The 21980-nt window shown below is 34.7% G+C and carries 23 protein-coding genes; 19 read left to right on the top strand and 4 right to left on the bottom strand.

The genetic code is table 11. The features are described 5' to 3' along the window. Positions 1-3 precede the first annotated feature (3 nt). Genes ACFO5O_RS14115 through ACFO5O_RS14090 form a run of 6 tightly spaced genes read left to right on the top strand, consistent with a single transcriptional unit; the run spans position 4 to position 7096 of the window. Complete coding sequence (locus tag ACFO5O_RS14115) at positions 4-1119, top strand: glycosyltransferase (protein ID WP_387964871.1); 1116 nt, start codon at positions 4-6, stop codon at positions 1117-1119. Then, positions 1110-1658, top strand: a complete 549-nt coding sequence (locus ACFO5O_RS14110; protein ID WP_387964869.1) for an RNA polymerase sigma factor — start codon at positions 1110-1112, stop codon at positions 1656-1658. Before ACFO5O_RS14115 ends, ACFO5O_RS14110 begins: the two co-directional genes overlap by 10 nt. Then, positions 1658-2872, top strand: coding sequence for an Nramp family divalent metal transporter (locus ACFO5O_RS14105; RefSeq protein ID WP_387964867.1), 1215 nt, complete (start codon positions 1658-1660; stop codon positions 2870-2872). Before ACFO5O_RS14110 ends, ACFO5O_RS14105 begins: the two co-directional genes overlap by 1 nt. Positions 2873-2924: 52 nt before the next feature. Next, positions 2925-3803 (top strand): lipoyl synthase, encoded by an 879-nt coding sequence (lipA, locus tag ACFO5O_RS14100; RefSeq protein WP_387964865.1) that lies wholly within the window; start codon positions 2925-2927, stop codon positions 3801-3803. Beyond that, a complete protein-coding gene (gene gap / locus ACFO5O_RS14095) occupies positions 3803-4819 on the top strand; it encodes a type I glyceraldehyde-3-phosphate dehydrogenase (RefSeq protein ID WP_387964863.1) in 1017 nt (338 codons plus the stop codon). The genes lipA and gap overlap by 1 nt, the downstream gene beginning before the upstream one ends. A gap of 30 nt (positions 4820-4849) precedes the next feature. Next, positions 4850-7096, top strand: coding sequence for an ATP-binding protein (locus ACFO5O_RS14090; protein ID WP_387964861.1), 2247 nt, complete (start codon positions 4850-4852; stop codon positions 7094-7096). Here the strand turns inward: ACFO5O_RS14090 and lpxK are convergent. After that, on the bottom strand, positions 7080-8090 hold the full coding sequence (gene lpxK, locus ACFO5O_RS14085; RefSeq protein WP_387964860.1) for a tetraacyldisaccharide 4'-kinase: 1011 nt from the start codon (positions 8088-8090) through the stop codon (positions 7080-7082). The genes ACFO5O_RS14090 and lpxK overlap by 17 nt on opposite strands. Before the next feature lie 50 nt (positions 8091-8140). On the opposite strand from lpxK, the gene ACFO5O_RS14080 reads away from it, so the two are divergent. The 3 genes from ACFO5O_RS14080 (at position 8141) to msrA (ending at position 10800) form a co-directional block, all read left to right on the top strand. Then, positions 8141-9235: a Nif3-like dinuclear metal center hexameric protein gene (locus tag ACFO5O_RS14080; protein WP_387964857.1), complete on the top strand. Its 1095-nt coding sequence runs from the start codon at positions 8141-8143 to the stop codon at positions 9233-9235. A 2-nt stretch (positions 9236-9237) separates the two neighbouring features. Then, positions 9238-10020 (top strand): zinc ribbon domain-containing protein, encoded by a 783-nt coding sequence (locus ACFO5O_RS14075; RefSeq protein ID WP_387964855.1) that lies wholly within the window; start codon positions 9238-9240, stop codon positions 10018-10020. Positions 10021-10143: 123 nt separating this feature from the next. Further along, the gene (msrA, locus tag ACFO5O_RS14070) at positions 10144-10800 is read left to right on the top strand and encodes a peptide-methionine (S)-S-oxide reductase MsrA (protein ID WP_387964853.1); all 657 of its coding nucleotides are present in this window, start codon (positions 10144-10146) and stop codon (positions 10798-10800) included. Between the two features lie 19 nt (positions 10801-10819). On the opposite strand, the gene ACFO5O_RS14065 is transcribed toward msrA, so the two are convergent. Further along, positions 10820-12001 (bottom strand): MFS transporter, encoded by a 1182-nt coding sequence (locus tag ACFO5O_RS14065; protein ID WP_387964851.1) that lies wholly within the window; start codon positions 11999-12001, stop codon positions 10820-10822. Between the two features lie 38 nt (positions 12002-12039). Between ACFO5O_RS14065 and ACFO5O_RS14060 the strand changes: the two genes are divergently transcribed. After that, entirely contained in the window at positions 12040-12723 is a 684-nt protein-coding gene (locus ACFO5O_RS14060; RefSeq protein WP_387964849.1) for a hypothetical protein, read from the top strand. A gap of 102 nt (positions 12724-12825) precedes the next feature. Here the strand turns inward: ACFO5O_RS14060 and ACFO5O_RS14055 are convergent, their stop codons facing one another. Further along, positions 12826-13245, bottom strand: coding sequence for a (4Fe-4S)-binding protein (locus ACFO5O_RS14055; protein WP_387964847.1), 420 nt, complete (start codon positions 13243-13245; stop codon positions 12826-12828). A 114-nt stretch (positions 13246-13359) separates the two neighbouring features. On the opposite strand from ACFO5O_RS14055, the gene kynU reads away from it, so the two are divergent. The 9 genes from kynU to ACFO5O_RS14010 all read left to right on the top strand — a co-directional run bounded on the left by kynU (position 13360) and on the right by ACFO5O_RS14010 (position 21642). Beyond that, on the top strand, positions 13360-14631 hold the full coding sequence (gene kynU, locus ACFO5O_RS14050; protein WP_387965143.1) for a kynureninase: 1272 nt from the start codon (positions 13360-13362) through the stop codon (positions 14629-14631). After that, positions 14624-16027: an FAD-dependent oxidoreductase gene (locus ACFO5O_RS14045; protein WP_387964846.1), complete on the top strand. Its 1404-nt coding sequence runs from the start codon at positions 14624-14626 to the stop codon at positions 16025-16027. Before kynU ends, ACFO5O_RS14045 begins: the two co-directional genes overlap by 8 nt. A 51-nt stretch (positions 16028-16078) precedes the next feature. Next, on the top strand, positions 16079-16513 hold the full coding sequence (locus tag ACFO5O_RS14040) for a RidA family protein (RefSeq protein WP_387964844.1): 435 nt from the start codon (positions 16079-16081) through the stop codon (positions 16511-16513). Between the two features lie 85 nt (positions 16514-16598). Next, positions 16599-16958: a GIY-YIG nuclease family protein gene (locus tag ACFO5O_RS14035; RefSeq protein ID WP_387964842.1), complete on the top strand. Its 360-nt coding sequence runs from the start codon at positions 16599-16601 to the stop codon at positions 16956-16958. Further along, complete coding sequence (locus ACFO5O_RS14030; RefSeq protein ID WP_387964841.1) at positions 16955-18397, top strand: aldehyde dehydrogenase; 1443 nt, start codon at positions 16955-16957, stop codon at positions 18395-18397. Before ACFO5O_RS14035 ends, ACFO5O_RS14030 begins: the two co-directional genes overlap by 4 nt. An 84-nt stretch (positions 18398-18481) precedes the next feature. Then, the gene (locus ACFO5O_RS14025) at positions 18482-19264 is read left to right on the top strand and encodes an SDR family oxidoreductase (protein ID WP_387964839.1); all 783 of its coding nucleotides are present in this window, start codon (positions 18482-18484) and stop codon (positions 19262-19264) included. A 33-nt stretch (positions 19265-19297) separates the two neighbouring features. Next, a complete protein-coding gene (locus ACFO5O_RS14020; protein WP_387964837.1) occupies positions 19298-19831 on the top strand; it encodes a 3-hydroxyanthranilate 3,4-dioxygenase in 534 nt (177 codons plus the stop codon). 76 nt (positions 19832-19907) lie between these two features. Then, entirely contained in the window at positions 19908-20996 is a 1089-nt protein-coding gene (locus tag ACFO5O_RS14015) for an amidohydrolase family protein (protein ID WP_387964835.1), read from the top strand. 4 nt (positions 20997-21000) lie between these two features. Continuing rightward, positions 21001-21642, top strand: a complete 642-nt coding sequence (locus ACFO5O_RS14010; protein ID WP_387964833.1) for an O-methyltransferase — start codon at positions 21001-21003, stop codon at positions 21640-21642. A gap of 1 nt (position 21643) precedes the next feature. Here the strand turns inward: ACFO5O_RS14010 and ACFO5O_RS14005 are convergent, their stop codons facing one another. Beyond that, positions 21644-21931, bottom strand: coding sequence for a Sec-independent protein translocase subunit TatA/TatB (locus ACFO5O_RS14005; protein WP_387964831.1), 288 nt, complete (start codon positions 21929-21931; stop codon positions 21644-21646). Positions 21932-21980: the final 49 nt, after the last annotated feature.

Here is a 21980-nt window from a genome sequence, read left to right as displayed (position 1 = left end):
CAAATGCTTATTGTTGATGTTTTACTCTACACCTTTATAGTTGTTGTTAGCATACAAATTATTTATTACCTCTTAATTTTTGGCAAGTTTTCCTTTGGTAATGAAAAAAAACGCCATTTAGCCAAAAACATCTCTGTTTCAGTTATAATTTGCGCAAAAAACGAAGCAAAGAATTTAAAACGCTTATTACCTTTAATCATTGGTCAAGACTATCATAGTTTTGAAATCGTACTCATAAACGATGGCTCAACGGACAAAACGCTTAAAGTGATGGAGCGCTTCAAAGCATTACATGACAACATAAAAATTGTTAATGTTAAAAATATTGAGGTGTTTTGGGGAAATAAAAAGTATGCATTGACTTTAGGTATAAAAGCTGCAACCCATGATTTTTTATTGTTCACAGATGCTGATTGCGAACCACTTTCAAAATATTGGATACGCGATATGAGCAAGCACTTTACTTCAACAAAGTCAATAGTTTTAGGTTATGGTGCTTATAAAAAGGTTAAAAATTCTGGTCTGAATAAACTTATTCGTTTTGAAACTTTATTAACTGCTACTCAATACTTTTCATATGCTCAAATAGGTTTAGCTTATATGGGAGTTGGGAGAAATTTAGCCTATCGTAGAGAATTGTTTTTTAATGCCAATGGGTTCATGAATCATATGCATTTAAAATCTGGTGATGATGATCTTTTTGTAAATCAGATTGCAACTAAAGACAATACTACAATATGTATGACCCCAAACAGCTTTACTGAATCTGTTCCAAAACAAACTTTTAAACAATGGATACTTCAAAAACGGAGACATATTAGTACAGCTAAATATTATAAGCTAAAGCACAAAATACTGTTAGGAGTTTTCTATGTTTCTCAAATCTTATTCTATATCTTATCACCACTCTTATTGGTTGTCTCTTCGCTTTGGGAACTAATTACCATACTCATATTACTCCGTTTTATTTCGGCTTATATGAGTCTAGGTCTTGCTTCTAAAAAGCTAAAAGAATCTGATTTAATTCCATTTTTTCCTTTTCTGGAAGTCGCAATTATTAGTGTACAATTCTTTATATTTATAAAAAATATCCTATCAAAACCATTGCATTGGAAGTAAAAACAGCTATTGAAAAAGCTAAAAACAATGAACAAACGGCGTTCAACTATTTATTGGACACCTTCTGGAACGATGTCTATGGGTTTCAACTTAAGCGCACCGAAAATGAAAATGATGCCGAAGATATTACCATTCAAACCTTTTCAAAAGCATTTGATAAAATTCATACTTACAACCCCGAGTACGAGTTTAAAACATGGTTGATTACCATTTCAAAAAACTTGCATATCGATTTAGTTCGAAAAAGAAAATCGTCTATATCAAATACTGTAAATACAAGAGATAATGATGAATATCACCAAATTATGGACGAGTCTCCTTCAGCCGAAGACAACATCATTACCCAGCAAAATCTCGCTAAATTGTTAAAAGACATCAAAAAATTAAAACCTCACTATCAAGAAGTTATAAACTTAAGATATTTTCAGGAATTGAGTTACCAGGAAATTTCAGACCAACTTAATGAGCCCATGAGCAATGTTAAAGTTAAATTGTTAAGAGCCAAAAAACTACTGGCCGAAATTATAAAGAAAACATAATGCCATTCGATTTTAAAAAATTAGGTCCAGGGTTACTATTTGCAGGTGCTGCAATTGGTGTTTCACATTTGGTACAATCTACCAGAGCTGGTGCTGATTTTGGATTTGGTTTAGTTTGGGCTTTGATATTAGTCAATCTTTTTAAATATCCCTTTTTTCAATTTGGACCACGTTATGCCATGGCAACAGGAGAAACTCTTTTGGATGGCTATAAAAAACTAGGTAAAGGAATTTTGATCGCATACTTTATAATAACCTTTGCCACCATGTTTACTATACAAACTGCGGTAACCATAGTAACTGCGGGTTTGGCTTCATCATTATTTGGTAATCTGATTTCGGTACAATCATGGACAGTAATTATTTTAATCATTTGTTTTATAATTCTTATTAAAGGGCGCTATAACCTCTTGGATAAACTTATGAAAATTATAATAATCACTTTAACTATAAGCACCATAATTGCAGTAATATTAGCAATCACAAAGGCTACTCAAATTACTAATTTCACCCAGGTCTTGCCAAAAAACACACTCGAAATAGGTTTTTTGATTGCCTTTATGGGTTGGATGCCAGCTCCATTAGACATTTCTGTATGGCATTCTTTATGGGCGATTGAAAAACAAAAAACGGAGTCTAATTTCAATACAAAATCTTGTTTGTTAGACTTTAATATTGGCTATATAGCTACGATTGTTCTTGGACTAGGCTTCATTGCTTTAGGTGCTTTAGTCATGTTTCAAAGCGGTGCAACTTTTAGTGCAAAAGCAGGTGAATTTGCAGACCAACTTATTAACATGTATACGCAAAGTCTAGGAAACTGGGCCTATATCATAATTGGTATTGCTGCCTTCACTACAATGTTCAGTACCACCTTAACAACATTAGATGCATCGCCACGTGCAATGGAAAAAACGTCCCATCTACTATTTGGTGATGTTTTAAAACGTGGATATTTGTTTTGGATTCTAATTCTAATCATTGGGACAATTATTATTTTCTTTTTTTTGGCTTCAGAAATGGGTTTACTCGTACAGGTTGCTACCGTTTTATCGTTTTTAACGGCACCGTTCTACGCTATTATTAATTACAGGTTAATGAGCAGTAAACATACGCCTAAAGAGTGGCAGCCTTCAACAGCCATGCATATTTTAAGTTGGTTTGGAATTTTATTTTTAATAGGATTCAGTATTTGGTTTCTATATACATTATAACATCGATTTACAATTATACTTTGTATCTTTGCCTTTGAAAATTTCTATGGAAATGAATTCAGAAACAGCGTCAAACATCTTACCTGAACGTCAAGCTAAACCTAAATGGCTTCGCGTAAAATTACCTACTGGTAAAAAATATACCGAGTTAAGAGGACTCGTTGATAAATACAAACTAAATACTATTTGTACTTCTGGAAGTTGCCCTAATATGGGTGAATGTTGGGGAGAAGGCACGGCTACATTTATGATCCTAGGCAATATCTGTACAAGGTCATGTGGCTTTTGCGGAGTTAAAACCGGAAGACCTGAATCGGTGGATTGGGATGAACCCGAAAAAGTAGCCCGTTCAATTAAAATAATGAATATCAAACATGCCGTTTTAACTAGCGTAGATAGGGACGATTTGAAAGATATGGGAAGTATTATGTGGGCTGAAACCGTAAAGGCAGTTAGACGTATGAACCCTGAAACAACCCTTGAAACACTTATTCCAGATTTTCAAGGTATTGAACATCATATTGACAGAATTATCAATGTTGCTCCTGAAGTCGTATCTCATAACATCGAAACAGTTCGTCGACTTACCCGTGAGGTAAGAATACAAGCCAAATATGATCGAAGTATGGGCGTTTTAAAATATTTGAAATCTCAAGGGCAAAGACGCACCAAATCTGGCATCATGCTAGGTTTAGGAGAAACCCGAGAAGAAGTGATTGAAACGCTTCATGACTTAAAAGCAAATGAGGTTGACGTAGTCACAATTGGTCAATACTTACAACCTAGTAAAAAACACCTACCAGTTAAACAATTTATTACTCCAGATCAATTTGATGAGTATAAACAAATTGGATTGGATTTAGGTTTTCGTCATGTAGAAAGTAGTGCTTTGGTAAGATCTTCATACAAAGCACAAAAACATATTAATTAATGATTAGGGTTGCTATTAATGGCTTCGGAAGAATAGGCAGACGTGTTTTTAGGCTTATTCTCGAAAGACCAGATATGCAAGTAGTGGCCATAAATGATATTGCCGATTCTAAAACGCTAGCACATTTATTAAAATATGATAGCATTCACGGTATTATTAAACATCAAATAGAGCATGATAACAACCATATCATAGTTGATGGTCGAAAAATCCCTTTACATCGCGAACTTCACCCTAATGCAATCAATTGGAAATCAAATGAAGTAGATTTTGTTGTAGAATCTTCTGGAAAATTTAAAAGCAAAGCAGATTTACAACATCATTTAGATAACGGAGCAAAACATGTTATTTTATCTGTACCTTCAGATGATGACTCTATACAAACCATTGTTTTAGGTGTTAATGACCATTTGTTAACAGGCCTAGAAACTATAGTTTCAAATGCCTCATGCACCACCAATAATGCAGCACCTATGATTGCCGTTGTGGATGAACTTTGTGGCGTTAAACAGGCCTATATTACTACTGTACATTCTTATACGACAGATCAAAGCCTACATGATCAACCACATAGGGATTTACGTCGTGCCAGAGCTGCAGGGCAATCTATAGTACCTACAACAACTGGAGCCGCTAAAGCTTTGACAAAAATATTCCCAAAACTTTCGGATGTAATTGGTGGTTGTGGTATTCGTGTTCCTGTACCTAATGGCTCATTAACCGATATAACCTTTAATGTTAGTAAAACCGTTTCCATACAAGATATTAACAATGCCTTTAAAAAAGCTGCACAAACTAAATTAAAAGGAATTTTAGAATATACTGAAGATCCCATAGTCTCTATTGATATTGTAGGAAATACCCATTCTTGCATTTTCGATTCTTTAATGACTTCGGTTATTGGAAACATGGTAAAAATAGTGGGTTGGTACGACAATGAAACTGGTTATTCATCAAGAATTTTAGAAATAATTTGCAATTTATCGGATAAATCACCACTTTTATCGAATAAATAATTATATTTGTCTAAATAAAGTGGCCTCAATATGTCCCAAATTAAGTATTACATAGTTGCTTTTTTATTAGGATTTTCTATGCTTCTATCCGCCCAGAATGGCGGAGAACAAGACGTAGACGTACTAAAAATGCGCATTGAAAATCAGATTACCCAAGCCAGTTTTGACATGGAACGCGGTAATTATTTTAATGCTAAAGACAATCTTGAAAAAGCTCTTGAAATTGCCATTCAAATAAATGATAAGGTAGAACAAGGCATTATTTATGCAAAGATTGCTAATCTACAATTCATTGTTGAAGAAACTGATAATGCTATTGTTTCCCTTACGAGAGCAGCAGGTATACAGCGCGAAATTAACGACTATGGTAATCTTGCTATCACATACAACATTAGTGGTATTATTTATGCAAGCAAGAAAGAATATCAAACGGCTTTAGATTATTTCAATTCTGCAAAAACTAAATTTGAAGAAGAAAATCTAGAAGAATTTATTCCCGAAGTTTGCCTAAATGAAGCAAAAGTTTATATCAAAATAAATGATTATAAAACCGCAAAAGCTTCTCTTGAAAAAACCATTCTTTTATCAAAAAAACATAACCAACCTCGAGTTTTAAGTAGTGCATTAATAAATTCCGGCAAAGTGATGCACCACTTAAATAATACCGAGATGGCCCTTTCTATGGCAAAAGAAGGTATGGAAATAGCTAAAACAAATAATCTTACAGAAAATATTAATGAGAGCTATTTAACCTTAAGTGATATTTATCAAAAATCTGAAAATTTTCAATTGGCTAATGAATATTTAAGAAAACATATTACATTATCTGATTCACTATTAAATATTAAAAGGGAAAATCTTTCGCCTGAAAAAAGAGCACAGTATTTAAATAAATACAACAATGATAATTACCAAGAACTTAAGACAAAAGTAGAAGAACAAGAAGCAGAGAATAGCCTTACTAAAATCACAACAATTTTAAGTATTGCACTTATCACCATATTATCATTATTGACCCTTTCACTTTATAAAAACAATAATATTAGGCTTAAGACCAATAACATGCTTCATAAAAAAAATGATGAATTGGTGATTGCCAAAGAAAAGGCCGAATTAGCGTCAAAAACAAAAGCAAACTTTTTATCTACCGTAACTCATGAGTTACGAACACCCTTATACGCGGTTACAGGTCTAACCAATATGCTTTTGGATGAAAACCCAAAACCCGAACAAATACCACATTTAAAATCATTAAAGTTTTCTGGAGATTATTTACTCACCTTTATAAATGATATTTTACAAATCAATAAAATTGAAGCAAATAAAGTAGAACTCGACCCTGAAGCCTTCAATTTAAAGACTAAAGTGGAAAATGTGATTTCTGCACTAAGTAATTCTGCATCAGATAACAATATCAAAATGCATTATTCTTACGAGAAAGATTTACCTGAACATTATATAGCCGATCAACTTAAAATCTCGCAAATACTTATTAATCTAATAGGTAACGCTATTAAATTTACCAAAGATGGAGATATTTGGGTTAGAGTATCTAAAATAAATTCTAAAAATAATACCTATACTATAAGATTTGAAATTGAAGATAATGGTATTGGAATTACCAAAGAGAAGCAAGAACATATGTTTGAAAGCTTTTCTCAAGGCTCAATCCAAATTAATAGAAAATATGGCGGAACTGGTTTAGGTCTTTCAATTGTAAAAGGATTAATAGAAATATTGAAAGGAAAAATTTATTTAAAAAGTGAATTAGGAAAAGGTTCTACCTTCACTTTTGAGATCCCTCTGGAATATTCAGAAAAACCTGATGTGGTTATTAAAAAAGAAAACTATTCTAAAAGCATTAATCAGTTGGACTTAAGTAATATTAAAATTTTGGTGGTTGAAGACAATAAAATCAACCAAATGATTACAAAAAAGATTCTGAATAAAATGAATCTAGAGTGTGATGTGGTAGACAACGGCGAAGATGCAGTCGAATACGTGAGGGAAAACAACTATAGTGTTGTTTTAATGGATATCCACATGCCAGGAATTAGTGGTTTAGAGGCTACAAAGCTTATTAGAACCTTTAATAAAGAACTCACCATTTTTGCCCTTACAGCCGTAACACTTGAAGATAAAATGCATGAATTTGATGAGGCTGGATTTAATGATATTATATCCAAACCATTTAAACAAGAAGATTTTGAGAAGAAATTATATCAAGCGCTGACCAATACAGTTGCACCTTCTCCTTTTATCAAAAACCAGATATAAAGTCAGTGATACACTTGTTAAATTCTTTAGCATAATCTATCTCAACTTCAATCGGTAAATAATACAAGTTATTTGCTTGTTCAAAATTGGACTCCAATCTTACAAAATCCTTTTCAGTCGTTACGACGAGTTTTTTTGTTTTTAGAAGTTGAATATCTTTTTCAGAAAACTCATGATGGTCGTTAAACTGAAGATGCTCAAAATCCAATTGTTTAGACTTTAAGAACATTGTTAGAGGTTTGGGGTTAGCAATACCTGTAACCAAAGTAAAATGTTTTCCTTTCAAATCAGTCAATAAATATTCATCTACATTATTCACCAATAGAGACGAATAAATTACCGAGCTAAAAAACACGTTTTGATGTTTTAATAATTTCAGTGAGCCTTTTATTTCCTGCTTTTGAGATGAAGTAATATCTGTTGGACATTTAGTCACTACAATTATATCAGCCCTTTCAGCACCCGACTTAGGCTCTCGTAAATTCCCCGTAGGTAAAACCATATCATTTACAAATAAATCGTCAAATGGCGTAAGTAAAATATTAAGCCCTGCATTAACTTTTCTATGCTGAAAGGCATCATCCAATAGAATTATATTTGGAGATGACTGTTGTTCCAATAATTTTTCAATTCCATGACAGCGGTCGGTGTCAACACTTACTTGTATGTTTTTAAACTTTCTAAAAAACTGGTAAGGTTCATCACCAATTTCTGAAGCTTTTGTGGATGTGCTTGCCAAGACAAATCCTTTACTTTTTCGTTTATACCCGCGACTTAAGGTTGCTAACTTATAATCATTGTGCAATAATCGTATCAAATATTCAATCATTGGCGTTTTCCCAGTACCACCAACACTTAAATTACCAACACAAATCACAGGAATTGCATACGATTTGGAAGACTTAATTCCTAAATCGTATAACATATTTCGCACCCAAGTAGCACTATAATACAGTGGAACAAATGGGATTAGTATTTTTCGGAGTAACTTCACAACAACGAAAATATAATATTTATATTTGTTTCAAACCAAAAACAAAGAATATGATTGTTCAAGATGTGATAACTTACCTCGAGGAATTGGCGCCTTTAAGTTACGCCGAAGATTTTGACAATGTTGGGCTTTTGGTTGGCAATAAAAATAACAAGGTTAACGGAATTTTGGTAACCTTAGATACTATTGAAGCTGTTGTTGATGAAGCCATTAAAAAAAACTGCAACTTAATTATCAGTTTTCATCCTATTATTTTTAAAGGACTGAAAAAATTAAATGGCTCCTCTTATGTTGAACGCACAGTCATAAAAGCCATTAAACATGACATTAATATTTATGCTATCCATACAGCATTAGACAATGCTTTGCAAGGTGTAAATAAAATTATTTGTGACACATTAGAGCTCAAAAACACGAGGATTTTACTACCTAAAAAAGGAACAATTAAAAAGTTAACTACTTATGTTCCACAATATGGAGCAGATAAATTAAGAAAGGCCCTATTTAATGCCGGAGCAGGAACTATAGGAAATTATGATCAATGTAGTTTTAATACCGATGGTGTGGGTACTTATCGTGGTAATGAACACTCCAACCCAACCATAGGTGTAAAGGGCGAAATTCAACATGAAAATGAAACCCAAATTGGTGTAACATTTCAAAAACATTTAGAGTCTCAAATTTTACAAGCGTTATTCTCAAATCATCCGTATGAAGAAGTGGCTTTTGAGGTTACTACTTTAGACAATTACAACCAAACTATTGGAATGGGAATGGTTGGTGAACTCGAAAAAAAGACCAACACCTTGGAGTTTTTTGAATTTATAAAGTCAAAAATGAAAGTTTCGGTAATTAAGCACTCCAAAATAACAAAAAAATCAATTCAAAAAATTGCTGTTTTAGGCGGCTCTGGGAGTTTTGCAATTTCGGCCGCAAAGTCAGTAAATGCTGATGTTTTTATAACTTCAGACTTAAAATATCACGACTTTTTTAGTGCCGAGAATCAAATTATCTTGGCCGATATTGGGCATTATGAAAGTGAACAATACACAAAAAACTTTTTAGCTCGCTATCTATCAAAAAAAATTACTAATTTTGCAGTCGTTTTATCAACGACAAATACAAATCCGGTAAAGTATTTATAATTATGGCAAAAAAAGTTGAAGTTTCAGTTGAAGATCGATTACGAGCGTTATACGATTTACAGTTAATCGATTCGAGAGTTGACGAAATTAGAAACGTTAGAGGGGAACTTCCGTTAGAGGTGCAAGACCTGGAAGATGAAGTAGAAGGTTTAAACACAAGATTGGAGAAACTAAATGCAAATTTAGAATTAATTGATGGTGAAATTTCTGCGAAAAAGAACCTTATTGAAGAGGCAAAAGCACTTATCAAAAAATACAGTGAGCAACAAAAAAATGTTAGAAATAACAGAGAGTACAACTCTTTAACTAAAGAAATAGAGTTTCAGGAGTTGGAAATTCAGCTTGCAGAAAAACACATCAAAGAGTTTAAAGTACAAATAGAACAGAAAAAAGAAATTATTTCTGAAACTAAAGATCGTTTAAAGGATCGCCAAACACATCTAAAGCATAAACGTAGTGAATTAGATGCTATTTTGGCCGAAACTGAAAAAGAAGAACTTGCTTTAATCAAAAAATCTGAAGAATATCAAGAACAAATTGACAAACGATTAGTTGAAGCCTACCACAGAATTAGAAATAATGTAAAAAATGGTTTAGCTGTTGTTCCTATTGAAAGAGGAGCTTCAGGAGGTTCATTCTTCACAATTCCACCTCAAGTTCAAGTTGAAATTGCTTCACGCAAAAAGGTAATTACCGACGAGCATAGTGGTCGTATTTTAGTAGATGCCGCTTTAGCTGAAGAACAAAAAGAGAAAATGCAAAAATTATTCGCGAAGCTTAATTAAAGCATTACGATTCAAATATTAAAAAGCCTTCAAAATTGAAGGCTTTTTTTATTGAGCCTATTTTTAATCATCTTTGTTTAAGGTTTTATAACTTTATTCGACTACAGTAAAAATTCTTTTAAAATGAAAAACCCAATTGTTCTAATTATTATTTCACTTTTTTTAAGTTGTCAAAATTCTGCCCAAAGCAATAAAAGTCAAAATTCAATTAATGATACTAAACCTGTTGAAGTTTCTATACAAAATGGCAAAGCCAGAGCCTATTTTGCTAGTGGTTGCTTTTGGTGCGTAGAAGCTATTTACGAAAGCGTTAAAGGCGTTGATGAGGTTATTAATGGGTATTCGGGTGGTCATACCAAAAACCCAACCTATGAATCCAGTAATACAGGTAGAACAGGTCATGCAGAAGCTGTAGAGGTTATTTACGATCCGAATATAGTAAGTTTTGCGACTTTGGTAGATGTTTATTTTGCATCTCAAAATCCTACACAAGTTAATGGTCAAGGTCCTGATAGAGGCTCACAATACCGTTCTATTATTTTTTACCAAAACGAAACACAGAAACAAATTATTTTAGAAAAGAAAGAAGCTTTAGCCAAACAATTGAATGCCAAAATCGCTGCCGAAGTTTATCCTTTTGAAAAGTTTTGGGTGGCAGAAGCATATCATCAAAATTACGAACGTTTACATCCAGAAAACAGATATATACAAGGGGTTTCTATCCCGAGGCTAAACCGCTTCAAGGAAAAAATGCCAGAAGTTTTGAAAAAAGGATATTAGACAATTTTATTATAACATATTATTTGTTTTTCAGTGTCAGTGCGGCAAAAAAGGACATTGCTACAAATACCAATAATGCTACAAAACTCATTTTGAGGCTTGATAGTTCGGCTAAAAAACCTAATAGAACAGGTCCTACCAAAAAACCCATAAAGCCTATTCCTGACACCAATGAAATTGCCAATGCTGCATCTATATTTTCGGCCTTGCCAGCAAGTCTAAAAATTTCAGGTATTACTACTGACAACCCTAGACCAACCAAACCAAACCCGACAAGTGCCATTACAGGTTCAACAAGAAGTATAAAAACAAAGCCAGTTAAGGCAACAAATATTCCTAATAAAATCAATCGTTTAGATCCAAAACACGAACTAATTGCATCTCCCATAAAGCGCCCTAATGCCATAGTAGCTGAAAAAATAGTATAACCTAGACCTAGCCATGAGAGTTTTGCCTTTGAAATCTTTTCTAAATACAGAGCACTCCAATCCACAATAGCTCCTTCTGTCGCCATGATGAAAAAGGCAATTAATCCAATAAGTAGAATTGGACCTATGAGTTTAAAATTAATGGAATGGCTTTCTAATTTTTCAGATGAAACTCTAAAATACTTCCCAATAAACAATAGATTGACAACAAATAATACAGCGATTACCACTAGCAAATGCTGAATTGGTAAAATTTCTTTAGCTAAAAAAAAACCACCAATACCTGCCCCCAAAAATCCACCAAGACTAAAGAAGCCATGATTAGCAGACATAATATGAATGTTGTCACGTTTTTCAATCTCACTCACCAAAGTATTCATGGCAACATCAGTAAACCCGGCACATGCTCCAACAATAAACATTCCTGTACATAACCAAATATAATCATCGGCAATAAAAGGAAGAATAAAGGAAAACAAAAAGCATACTATCCCAATACCCGTAGCTCGTCCAACACCTAATACATTGATGAGTTTTGGGGCCAAAGAAATCAAAATCAATGTACCAAGAGCCATAAAAAAAATGGCCGCACCTAATTCGCCTTCGTCAATTTGCAAATGTGATTTTATGGCGGGGATGTAGGTTGCCCATGTTCCAAAAACTATATTCAAACTTGCAAACACCAGAGCTGGGGCAAAATATCGTCCTTGACTAACAATTAATTTTAATGCGTTCATGTGATAAATAAAGGCCCAAAAATAGAACAAATTCATAATATGAATTTCCTTTTATACCTTTAACAAAAAAACATATGAAACAAGCCAGCATTCTTCTATTTCTTTTAGTTGTAATTTTTTCGTGTAAAGAATCCAACAAATCAGAAACTATAGAACCCGAAAAAGAGCTTACAACCGCTCAAAAAATAGCAATTGCACATGGATTTGAACATTGGAAACATGTGACACAGATTGATTTTACCTTCAATGTAGATCGCGACAGTAGTCATTTTGAACGTACTTGGTCTTGGCAACCTAAAAGCAATGATGTTTCTTTAATAACTTCAACCGATACGATATCCTACAATAGAAAAACTATGGACAGTATTGCAATGAAATCAGACCGCGGATTTATTAACGACAAATATTGGTTTTTGGCACCCTACCAATTAATCTGGGATAAAAGTGCAACGATTTCAGAACCAACAAAGGCAAATGCACCGATAAGCGCCACCGAATTAAATAAAATCACAATGACTTATCCTAATGAAGGTGGTTATACCCCAGGTGACGCCTACGATTTTTATTTTGGCGACGACTACTTAATAAAGGAATGGGTGTTTAGAAAAGCCAACAATCCTGAACCTTCACTTATTTCTACATGGGAAAATTATCAAAATGTTGAAGGGTTAATTCTAGCATTAGATCATAAAAAACAAGAAGGGAATTGGAAACTCTATTTCACGAATGTAAAGGTAAAAACTAATACGATGCCGTAACAAAACATCCAAAGACAACTCGGGAAACGTATATAAAGTATAAATTTCCCGCAATTAGCGTCTCTATAAATTCTCTAGCCCTTTGTTTTAAAGGGCTTTTTTTTATCCCTTGAAGTCATTTTTTACGTGCGTTCCATCACAGTAGGGTTTATTATTGGAAGCGCCACACCTACAAAAAGCAGTGGTTTTATTTTTGACCTCTTTACTTCCATCCTTATGAGTAATCTTTAACGTTCCATAAACCAATAACGGACCGTTATTCAAAACCTCTACTTTAGTTTCTAAAGCCTCGGATGATTTATCTTCTGTATCATTCATATAATAGCTCAATGCTCCTGAAGGGCATGCTTTTACTTGTTCGACAATAGCCTGAGTTGAAGCGGCATCAATTTTTATCCAAGGTCGCTCTCTTGGCTGAAATACCTTTGGTAAGCCTTTGGCACAGATAGCCGAATGAATACATATTTCGGGTTTCCAAACAACTGTAACTTCTCCATTACTGTATTCTTTTTCTTTACTCATGGTTATGTCTTTTATCTAAAGGTACAAAAATCTACTAAAAATTATCTCTCGTTTAGCCCTTCCTTCCTACGTTTATAATTCTTATTTTTGTTGAAAACCGATAAATCACTCACCTTGTCTCACTATAAATTAGGTCTTCAATTCGCAAAAGAACAAGACCAAAATGACGAATTAGCATCTTATAGAAATCGTTTTCATATCCCTAAAGACCAACATGGAAATGATCTCATTTATATGACAGGGAATTCACTTGGACTTCAGCCCAAACAAACCAAAGCTTATATAAACCAAGAGCTTGAAGATTGGGCAAATTTAGGCGTAGAAGGACACACCGAAGCAAAACATCCATGGATGCCTTATCATGAGTTTTTAACTGATAATATGGCTAAAATAGTAGGCGCCAAACCCATTGAAGTAGTTGTGATGAATACGCTTACAGCAAATCTACATTTAATGATGGTGTCCTTTTACAAACCTACAACCAAGCGCTATAAAATTTTAATTGAAGCTGATGCATTTCCAAGTGATAAATATGCTGTTGAATCACAGCTTAGGCATCATGGTTTTGATGATAAAGAAGGATTAATTCTTTGGAAAGCACGACAAGGTGAAGAATTGGTGCGTTATGAAGACTTGGAAGCCATTATGGAGAAACATGGTGATGAAATTGCATTGGTTATGATTGGTGGTGTTAATTATTACACCGGTCAATATTTTGATTTAAAACGAATTACTAAACTTGGCAATAAACATGGTTGTATGGTAGGGTTTGACTGCGCCCATGGGGCAGGAAATGTAGAACTCAACCTGCACGATTCTGGCGCAGATTTTGCGGTTTGGTGTACTTATAAATACCTAAATTCTGGACCAGGAAGTTTGGCCGGAGCTTTTGTTCATGAACGTCATGCACATGACAAAACCCTCAACCGATTTACAGGTTGGTGGAGCCATAATAAAAACACACGTTTTAATATGCGTCATGAATTTGACGTGATTCCTGGAGCTGAAGGCTGGCAGCTTTCAAATCCGCCAATTTTGTCATTGGCTGCAATTAGAGCATCACTCGATATCTTTGCCGAAGTTGGCATGAAAAAACTAACCGAAAAATCGAAAAAATTAACGGGCTATTTTGAGTATCTGATTAATGAATTGAATCATAAAGACATAAAAATAATTACACCTTCTACTCCAAATGAGCGTGGTTGCCAATTATCTATACAAGTAAAAAATACTGATAAAAGCTTACATCGTAAACTGACTGAAGCTGGCATTATAAGTGACTGGCGCGAACCTGACGTTATTCGTTGCGCACCTGTCCCATTATATAATTCATTTGAAGATGTTTATACTATGGTCGAACGATTGAAAACTGTTTTAAATGCATAAACAACAAAACATACTCATTATTGGCGCAGGCCTTTGTGGCAGTTTACTTGCCTTGCGATTAGGGCAACGCGGTTATAATGTAACGGTTTACGAAATGCGTCCCGATTTACGAACAAATGATATCAGCGCAGGACGCTCCATAAATTTAGCATTTTCTGACAGAGGTAATAAAGCCATGACGCTAGTCGGGATAGAAGATAAGGTCAAAGAATTATGCATTCCTATGAATGGACGTATGCTACACGATTTAGAAGGCAATACTACATTAGCGCCTTACAGTGGTCGAGAACATGAGTACATCAATTCCATTTCACGTGGACAACTCAATGCTTTGCTTTTGGATGAAGCCGAAAAACATAAAAATGTGACCTTACATTTCAATAAAAAATGTAAATCGGTTGATTTTGAAAAAACAACAGCCTTATTTCAAGACTATCATAGTAAAAATGAATTTGTCGAAGATGCTGATGTTATTATCGCCACGGATGGTGCAGGTTCAGCAATGCGAAAAAGTTATTTTTTGAGTAAAAAATTCCTATTTAGCTTTTCACAGGATTGGTTAACGCATGGTTACAAGGAATTGAGTATACTACCAAGTGAAAATGGCGGCTATAAAACCTATAAAAACGCCCTTCATATTTGGGGAAGAGATTCGTTTATGTTAATTGCCTTGCCTAATTTGGATGGTAGTTTTACGGTGACCCTTTTTTTGAGTTTTGATGAAGGCGAATATAACTTTAACAACCTAACTTCCAAAGAACGCGTTTTAGAATTTTTTGGCAAATATTTTAAAGATGCTTTAGAGCTAATGCCAAACCTAGTAGACGACTTTTTTGAAAATCCAACATCACCTTTAGGAACCGTAAAATGTTCACCTTGGCATTACAAAGGCAATACGCTATTAATGGGCGACGCAGCTCATGCCATCGTCCCTTTTTATGGGCAAGGAATGAACGCATCTTTTGAGGATGTTACTGAATTTGACAAAGTATTGGATGAAGGTCATCAAGATTGGGAAACCATTTTTAAAGTCTATGAAAAAAATCGAAAAAAGGATACCGATGCTATAGCGGATTTAGCTATTGATAATTTCCATGAAATGAAAGGTCATGTAAACAATGCCATGTTCAGGGAAAAGCGTAACTTGGAGATGGCTTTTGAAAAGCAATTTCCAAATGAGTATTCTTCAAAATATTCATTAGTCACTTTTAATGAAGATATTGGTTATCGAGAAGCAATGTTACGAGGTCGTGCTCAAGATAAAGCCATCTTAAACATGTTGAGCGATAATGAGCTTGACCTTAATGATGATTTGAAAATCAACTTAGAAAAAGTAAAAGCAGCCACAGAAGCGATTTTAGATGAAGACCGCGTGGCCAAAAATTTAAAACACTAAACATTATGTCTGTTCGAGCGCAGTCGAGAACTATAAATTGAATACTATAAAATGAGCAATAAAAATAATGAGATTCCTGCCTCCGCAGGAACTAATGTAACACCTAGAGGCGCTTATCCACACACCAAACGCGTAGGTGATTTTATATTTGTTTCTGGTACCAGCTCACGTCGTGCCGATAATACTATTGCAGGCGTTGATATAATTGACGAAATGGGCACAAAACGTTTGAACATTGAAACACAAACTCGAGAAGTCTTATTAAATATTGAAAAGAATCTCGCCAAAGAAGGTGCTACACTTAAAGATGTAGTAGATGTAACCTCGTTTTTAGTGAATATGAATGATTTTGCAGGCTACAATAAAGCCTATGCTGAATTTTTTGACAAAGAAACGGGTCCAACACGCACAACGGTTGCGGTGCATCAATTACCTCATCCCGATTTGGTGGTGGAAATCAAAGTGATGGCGTATAAGAAATTATAATTAAGTAAAAATGTCTCCTCGAGCGCAACCCATGTTTGTCTGGTCGAGCGCAGTCGAGACCTCCTTTTAAAGAAGAAAACATAAATTGAGATCATATTTCGTTTACATATTAAAATGTTCTGATAGCTTAACTTATACTGGATTTACAAATGATATTTCCAGAAGATTTGAAGAACATCAAAATGGATTGAATAAAAATTGTTTTACATTTAACAGAAGACCAACAGAACTTATATTTTATCAAGAATTTAATGATGTCAAGCAAGCAATTTATTTTGAGAAGAAAATTAAAAATTGGAGTAACAAAAAGAAAATAGCTTTAGCAAAGGGAGATTTTGATTTGCTCCAAATTTTAGCCAAATGCAGAAATGCGACCCATTCAAAGTATAATCCAGAAAACAATGAAGGTCTCGACTGCGCTCGACCAGACATAGAATTAAAATGAATAACATAAAAAACTACATCAACGGCAACTTTCATGACCCAATTCAAAATAATTGGTTAGACAACTACTGCCCAGCCAATGGTGAAGTTTATGGACAAATTCCAAACTCCTCCAAAGAAGATGTCGAAAACGCGTACATCGCTGCCAAATCGGCGTTTCCAAGTTGGTCACAAACCACTTTGGAAGAACGTAGTCGCATTTTAATAAAAATTTCAGAATTACTAGAAGCCAACTTACAACGCTTTGCAGAAGCTGAAAGTAAGGACAATGGTAAGCCTATCTCATTGGCTAAAGAGATTGATATACCAAGGGCAGCAAGTAATTTTCGCTTTTTCGGAAATGCCATTACACAGTTTGCAAGTGAAAGCCACGAAAGTGTTGGTCATAATGCCATCAATTACACCTTACGCCAGCCTATTGGTGTTGTGGGTTGTATTTCACCATGGAACCTCCCACTCTATTTATTTACTTGGAAAATTGCTCCAGCATTGGCTGCTGGAAATTGTGTGGTTGCAAAACCTAGTGAGGTTACACCTCTAACTGCATTTTTGTTAGGTGAAATTTGCAATGAAGCAGGCTTGCCTAAAGGTGTGTTAAACATAGTTCATGGTTTAGGCACAACTACGGGTCAAGCTATTATTGAGCATCCAGACATCAAAGCGATTTCCTTTACAGGTGGCACAGCAACAGGTGCACATATTGCTAAAGTTGCTGCACCAATGTTCAAAAAGCTATCTTTAGAATTGGGCGGAAAAAACCCGAATATCATTTTTGCCGATTGCGATTATGATGATATGTTGAATACAACCCTGCGTTCATCATTTGCCAATCAAGGGCAAATTTGTTTGTGTGGCAGTCGCATTTTTGTAGAGGCTTCTATTTATGAAAAATTTAAAACCGATTTTGTTGCTAAAGTCAAGCAATTGAAAGTCGGTCATCCATCAGATACGGCAACAACTATTGGCGCTTTAGTGTCAAAACCGCATCTCGAAAAAGTTATGGATTATATCAACATCGCTAAAAGTGAAGGTGGAAACCTATTATGTGGAGGACAAAAAGTCACTGTAAAAGACTTTGAAAATGGCTATTATTTACAACCAACTGTAATTGAAGTTCCAAACGATGAATGTCGTGTAAACCAGGAAGAAATTTTTGGACCAGTAGTAACCATTATGCCCTTTAACTCTGAAGATGACGTACTACAAATGGCAAACAAAGTAAAATATGGCCTATCTGCAACGCTTTGGACCAACGACTTAAAACGCACTATGCGTATGAGCAACCAATTACAATCTGGCATTGTATGGGTCAACACTTGGATGATGCGTGATTTACGCACCCTTTTTGGTGGTGTAAAAGCTTCTGGTGTTGGACGGGAAGGTGGCTTTGAAGCCTTGCGTTTTTTTACAGAAGCAAAGAACGTATGTATAAAATATTAAACAAGAACCAAGACTTTCAGAATCAAGAACCAAGACAAATTTTAAGGTCTTGATTCTTGGTTCTAGAATCTTATATCTAAAAACATGGATTTAAAATTAAACAACAAAAACGCATTAGTTTGCGGTAGTACAGCAGGAATTGGAAAAGCAACAGCAATAGCATTGGCCGAAGAAGGTGTTAATGTTACTTTAATGGCTAGAAATGAAGATAAATTAAAACAGGTTCTAACCGAATTGCCTTCACATAGAAATCATAGCTACATTGTGGCCGATTTTTCAAACCCAAAAGAATTACAACAAAAAGTATCCGATTTTATAGCAAAACAGCATGGCTTCCATATTCTAATCAATAATACAGGTGGCCCAAGAAGTGGCGAAATTTTAAATGCTACATTAGAAGAATTTGAAAACACCTTTACACAGCATTTAAAATGCAACCATGTATTGGTACAAACTGTTATCCCTTTTATGAAAACCGAAGGGTTTGGCAGAATTATCAATATCATTTCCACATCAGTTAAAGAACCAATTCCCGGTCTTGGAGTAAGCAACACCATAAGGGGAGCGGTTGGTAATTGGAGTAAAACACTTTCTATTGAAGTTGGAGCATTCGGGATTACCGTAAACAATGTGCTTCCTGGGTTCACTGAAACCGAACGGCTTTCTGAAATTATAAAAGTAAAAGCTGAAAAAGAAGGAACAACGTTTGAAGCTATGGCAGAAATTATGAAGGGATATGCCCCTGCTAAACGATTTGCACAGCCAGAAGAAACGGCTAACGTCATCACATTTTTAGCAAGTGGTCCTGCCAGCTATGTAAATGGAATTAATGTCCCCGTTGATGGTGGACGCACAAAATCTTTGTAACTTTATAACAGTTTAGATCTAAAAAATAAAATCATGAGCAATCTAGTTTCACCCTTAAATTTTAAAGATTGGATAGAAGAAAACAGACACCTTTTAAAACCACCAGTAGGAAATAAAGTGGTTTGGAAAGATGGTGACTTTATCGTGATGGTCGTTGGAGGTCCTAATAGTCGAAAAGACTACCATTATAATGAAACTCCAGAATTCTTTTATCAAATTGAAGGTGATATTGTTTTAAAAATTATAGACAATGGAACGCCAAAAGATGTCCATATCAAGGAAGGCGATATTTATTTATTACCTCCTAAAGTGCCCCATTCACCGCAACGAGGTGCAAATACAGTTGGACTGGTGATAGAGTATAAACGCCCTAAAGGCATGAAAGATGCTTTACTTTGGTTTTGTGAAAAGTGCACAACAAAACTTTATGAAGAAGATTTTTCGGTTAAAAATATAGAGACAGATATGCCAAAAATCTTTGACAACTATTATAGCGATACTGCTAAACGTAGTTGCCCTAATTGCTCAGCAGTTATGCAACCTCCAAAAAAGGTACAAATTGACTAACTATTAGAAAGGCAAAAACCGAATACTCAAGCAAGATTAATATTTAAAACCATTTCCACTGATGTGGAAAGTGAATATGGAAAAACGCAAATTACGTATTAACGGACATTCACATCTTCTTCCCTACCCTGAAGAAATTCCAGATTTCATGAGAGAAAAAGGAATTTTTTGGGTTGATAAAGACAGGAAATTTATGCTCCAAAAAGATTGGAGCAGACCAGTGACCGATTCTAGTTTCTTTTTACATGAAAAGCTAGAATGGATGGACCGTAATAAAATTGATCATGCCGTGGTTTTAAATCTATCGCAATTATACGGCAATGGTCTACGTGTTGAAGAAATGAAGAAAGCCTTACGTTTTCAAAATGACTTTAATGCTAGAATTCAACATGATAATCCAAGTAAATTTACCTGCGGTTTTGTAGTACATCCTGGCTTTATACGTAGTGCTTGTTGGGAAATTGAACGCTGTGTTGAAGAACATGGTTTACAATTACTTTGTCTGCCAACGCATTACATGGACACTATTGGTACTTGGAGATGCATTTTTGATGAAGAAAATGAGCCCATTTTTGAATTGGCAAGTAAATATAACCTTGCTGTCGAAATTCATCCTTATGACGGTGAAAAGTTCATTAAACTTGAAAATACATCTTGGCGATTTCACTTAATATGGATGCTCGCACAATGTGCTGACGCTTATCACTTTTTAACTTTAAACGGTTATCAGGAAAAATATCCTAATATGAGAACCTGTTTTGCTCATGGCGGGCAATTGGCACAGATTAATTTAGGAAGACGGATTCAAGGTTTTGATGGGCGACCCGATTTATTTGAAGGTAAACATCATCCGAGAAAAGCTGTAGGACATAAAAACATCTTTTTTGATACTTTAGTGCATGATACAGGGTCCTTGCAGTTATTAATTAAAAATCAAACGTCTAAACAGGTCATTATGGGCTTGGATGATCCTTATCCGTTAGGTGAAATGGAAAGCGCCAAACAATCTTCATATCCAGGCAAGATTCTTGATTTGGCCATGGAGAGAAAACTAATTAATCAAGACGAATATGATGCTATTTGGCAAGACAACGTGATACAATGGCTTTGTGGTGATGATGAAGTAGCGAAACAAAAATTAATTGGCCGAATTCTTAATAATTAATGTCATGCATTTTATATCAGAAGATCTAGACGACTACATTATTAAACATTCTGAAGACGAACCAGAATTACTTCAAAAATTAAATCGAGAAACCCACCAGAAAATCTTGCAACCACGCATGTTGAGTGGTCACTACCAAGGTCGGGTTTTAAGTATGATTTCAAAATTAATTCAGCCTAAAACTATTTTAGAAATAGGCACCTATACTGGTTATTCAGCCTTGTGTTTAACCGAAGGCATGCATCCCAATGGAGAATTGCATACCATCGATATTAATGAAGAGCTTTTTGATTTTCAACGCAGGTATTTTGATCAATCTCCTTATGGCAATCAAATACATCAGCACGTTGGTGATGCTTTAAAAATCCTCCCAAATCTCGATATGAATTTTGATTTGGTATTTATAGATGCCGATAAAGAAAACTATTGCAACTACTTTGAATTGATCGTTGACAAACTTAATAAAGGCGGCATTATTTTGTCTGACAACGTATTATGGAGTGGTAAAGTTCTTGAATCTGTAAAACCTGATGATGTTGACACCAAAGGATTAATAGCTTATAATACGCTTTTAAAACAGGATGATCGGGTTGAAACGGTAGTATTGCCCATTAGAGACGGACTAACTATTTCTAGAAAAAAATAATCTAAAGGTTACGTTTTACAGAACCTGTAAAATCGTCAAGACCATCTTTAACTTTCTTAATTTCTTCACTGATATTTTTTGTTACATCAGTATCAATGCCTTGCTTTTCGGCGCTTTTAGTGATTTCAGTCTTAATCTCATTTGAAGCATCTTTAAGCATACGCATGCCTTTACCAAGACCTCTGGCAATTTCAGGAATTTTATCGGCACCGAAAACCATCACTACTATAAATAGTATGAACATGACTTCGGTTGTGCCTATAAATAAAAATGTTGCTGCTAGTATCACAATGCAAATATAATAAGTTGAAAGGTTAGATACCTTGATAGTTTCATAA

It is taken from the genome of Geojedonia litorea, from assembly GCF_042654525.1.
Taxonomy (GTDB): domain Bacteria; phylum Bacteroidota; class Bacteroidia; order Flavobacteriales; family Flavobacteriaceae; genus Geojedonia; species Geojedonia litorea.
Note: the sequence above shows the minus strand (reverse complement) of the source record. Positions and strands in the feature narration are given on the sequence as shown.

Coding starts and splice junctions, on each gene's coding strand:
- ACFO5O_RS14115 (WP_387964871.1), top strand. CDS start 4: ATGCTTATTGTTGATGTTTTACTCTACACCTTTATAGTTGTTGTTAGC.
- ACFO5O_RS14105 (WP_387964867.1), top strand. CDS start 1,658: ATGCCATTCGATTTTAAAAAATTAGGTCCAGGGTTACTATTTGCAGGT.
- lipA (WP_387964865.1), top strand. CDS start 2,925: ATGAATTCAGAAACAGCGTCAAACATCTTACCTGAACGTCAAGCTAAA.
- gap (WP_387964863.1), top strand. CDS start 3,803: ATGATTAGGGTTGCTATTAATGGCTTCGGAAGAATAGGCAGACGTGTT.
- ACFO5O_RS14090 (WP_387964861.1), top strand. CDS start 4,850: ATGTCCCAAATTAAGTATTACATAGTTGCTTTTTTATTAGGATTTTCT.
- ACFO5O_RS14080 (WP_387964857.1), top strand. CDS start 8,141: ATGATTGTTCAAGATGTGATAACTTACCTCGAGGAATTGGCGCCTTTA.
- ACFO5O_RS14075 (WP_387964855.1), top strand. CDS start 9,238: ATGGCAAAAAAAGTTGAAGTTTCAGTTGAAGATCGATTACGAGCGTTA.
- msrA (WP_387964853.1), top strand. CDS start 10,144: ATGAAAAACCCAATTGTTCTAATTATTATTTCACTTTTTTTAAGTTGT.
- ACFO5O_RS14065 (WP_387964851.1), bottom strand. CDS start 12,001: ATGAATTTGTTCTATTTTTGGGCCTTTATTTATCACATGAACGCATTA.
- ACFO5O_RS14060 (WP_387964849.1), top strand. CDS start 12,040: ATGAAACAAGCCAGCATTCTTCTATTTCTTTTAGTTGTAATTTTTTCG.
- ACFO5O_RS14055 (WP_387964847.1), bottom strand. CDS start 13,245: ATGAGTAAAGAAAAAGAATACAGTAATGGAGAAGTTACAGTTGTTTGG.
- ACFO5O_RS14045 (WP_387964846.1), top strand. CDS start 14,624: ATGCATAAACAACAAAACATACTCATTATTGGCGCAGGCCTTTGTGGC.
- ACFO5O_RS14040 (WP_387964844.1), top strand. CDS start 16,079: ATGAGCAATAAAAATAATGAGATTCCTGCCTCCGCAGGAACTAATGTA.
- ACFO5O_RS14030 (WP_387964841.1), top strand. CDS start 16,955: ATGAATAACATAAAAAACTACATCAACGGCAACTTTCATGACCCAATT.
- ACFO5O_RS14025 (WP_387964839.1), top strand. CDS start 18,482: ATGGATTTAAAATTAAACAACAAAAACGCATTAGTTTGCGGTAGTACA.
- ACFO5O_RS14020 (WP_387964837.1), top strand. CDS start 19,298: ATGAGCAATCTAGTTTCACCCTTAAATTTTAAAGATTGGATAGAAGAA.
- ACFO5O_RS14015 (WP_387964835.1), top strand. CDS start 19,908: ATGGAAAAACGCAAATTACGTATTAACGGACATTCACATCTTCTTCCC.
- ACFO5O_RS14010 (WP_387964833.1), top strand. CDS start 21,001: ATGCATTTTATATCAGAAGATCTAGACGACTACATTATTAAACATTCT.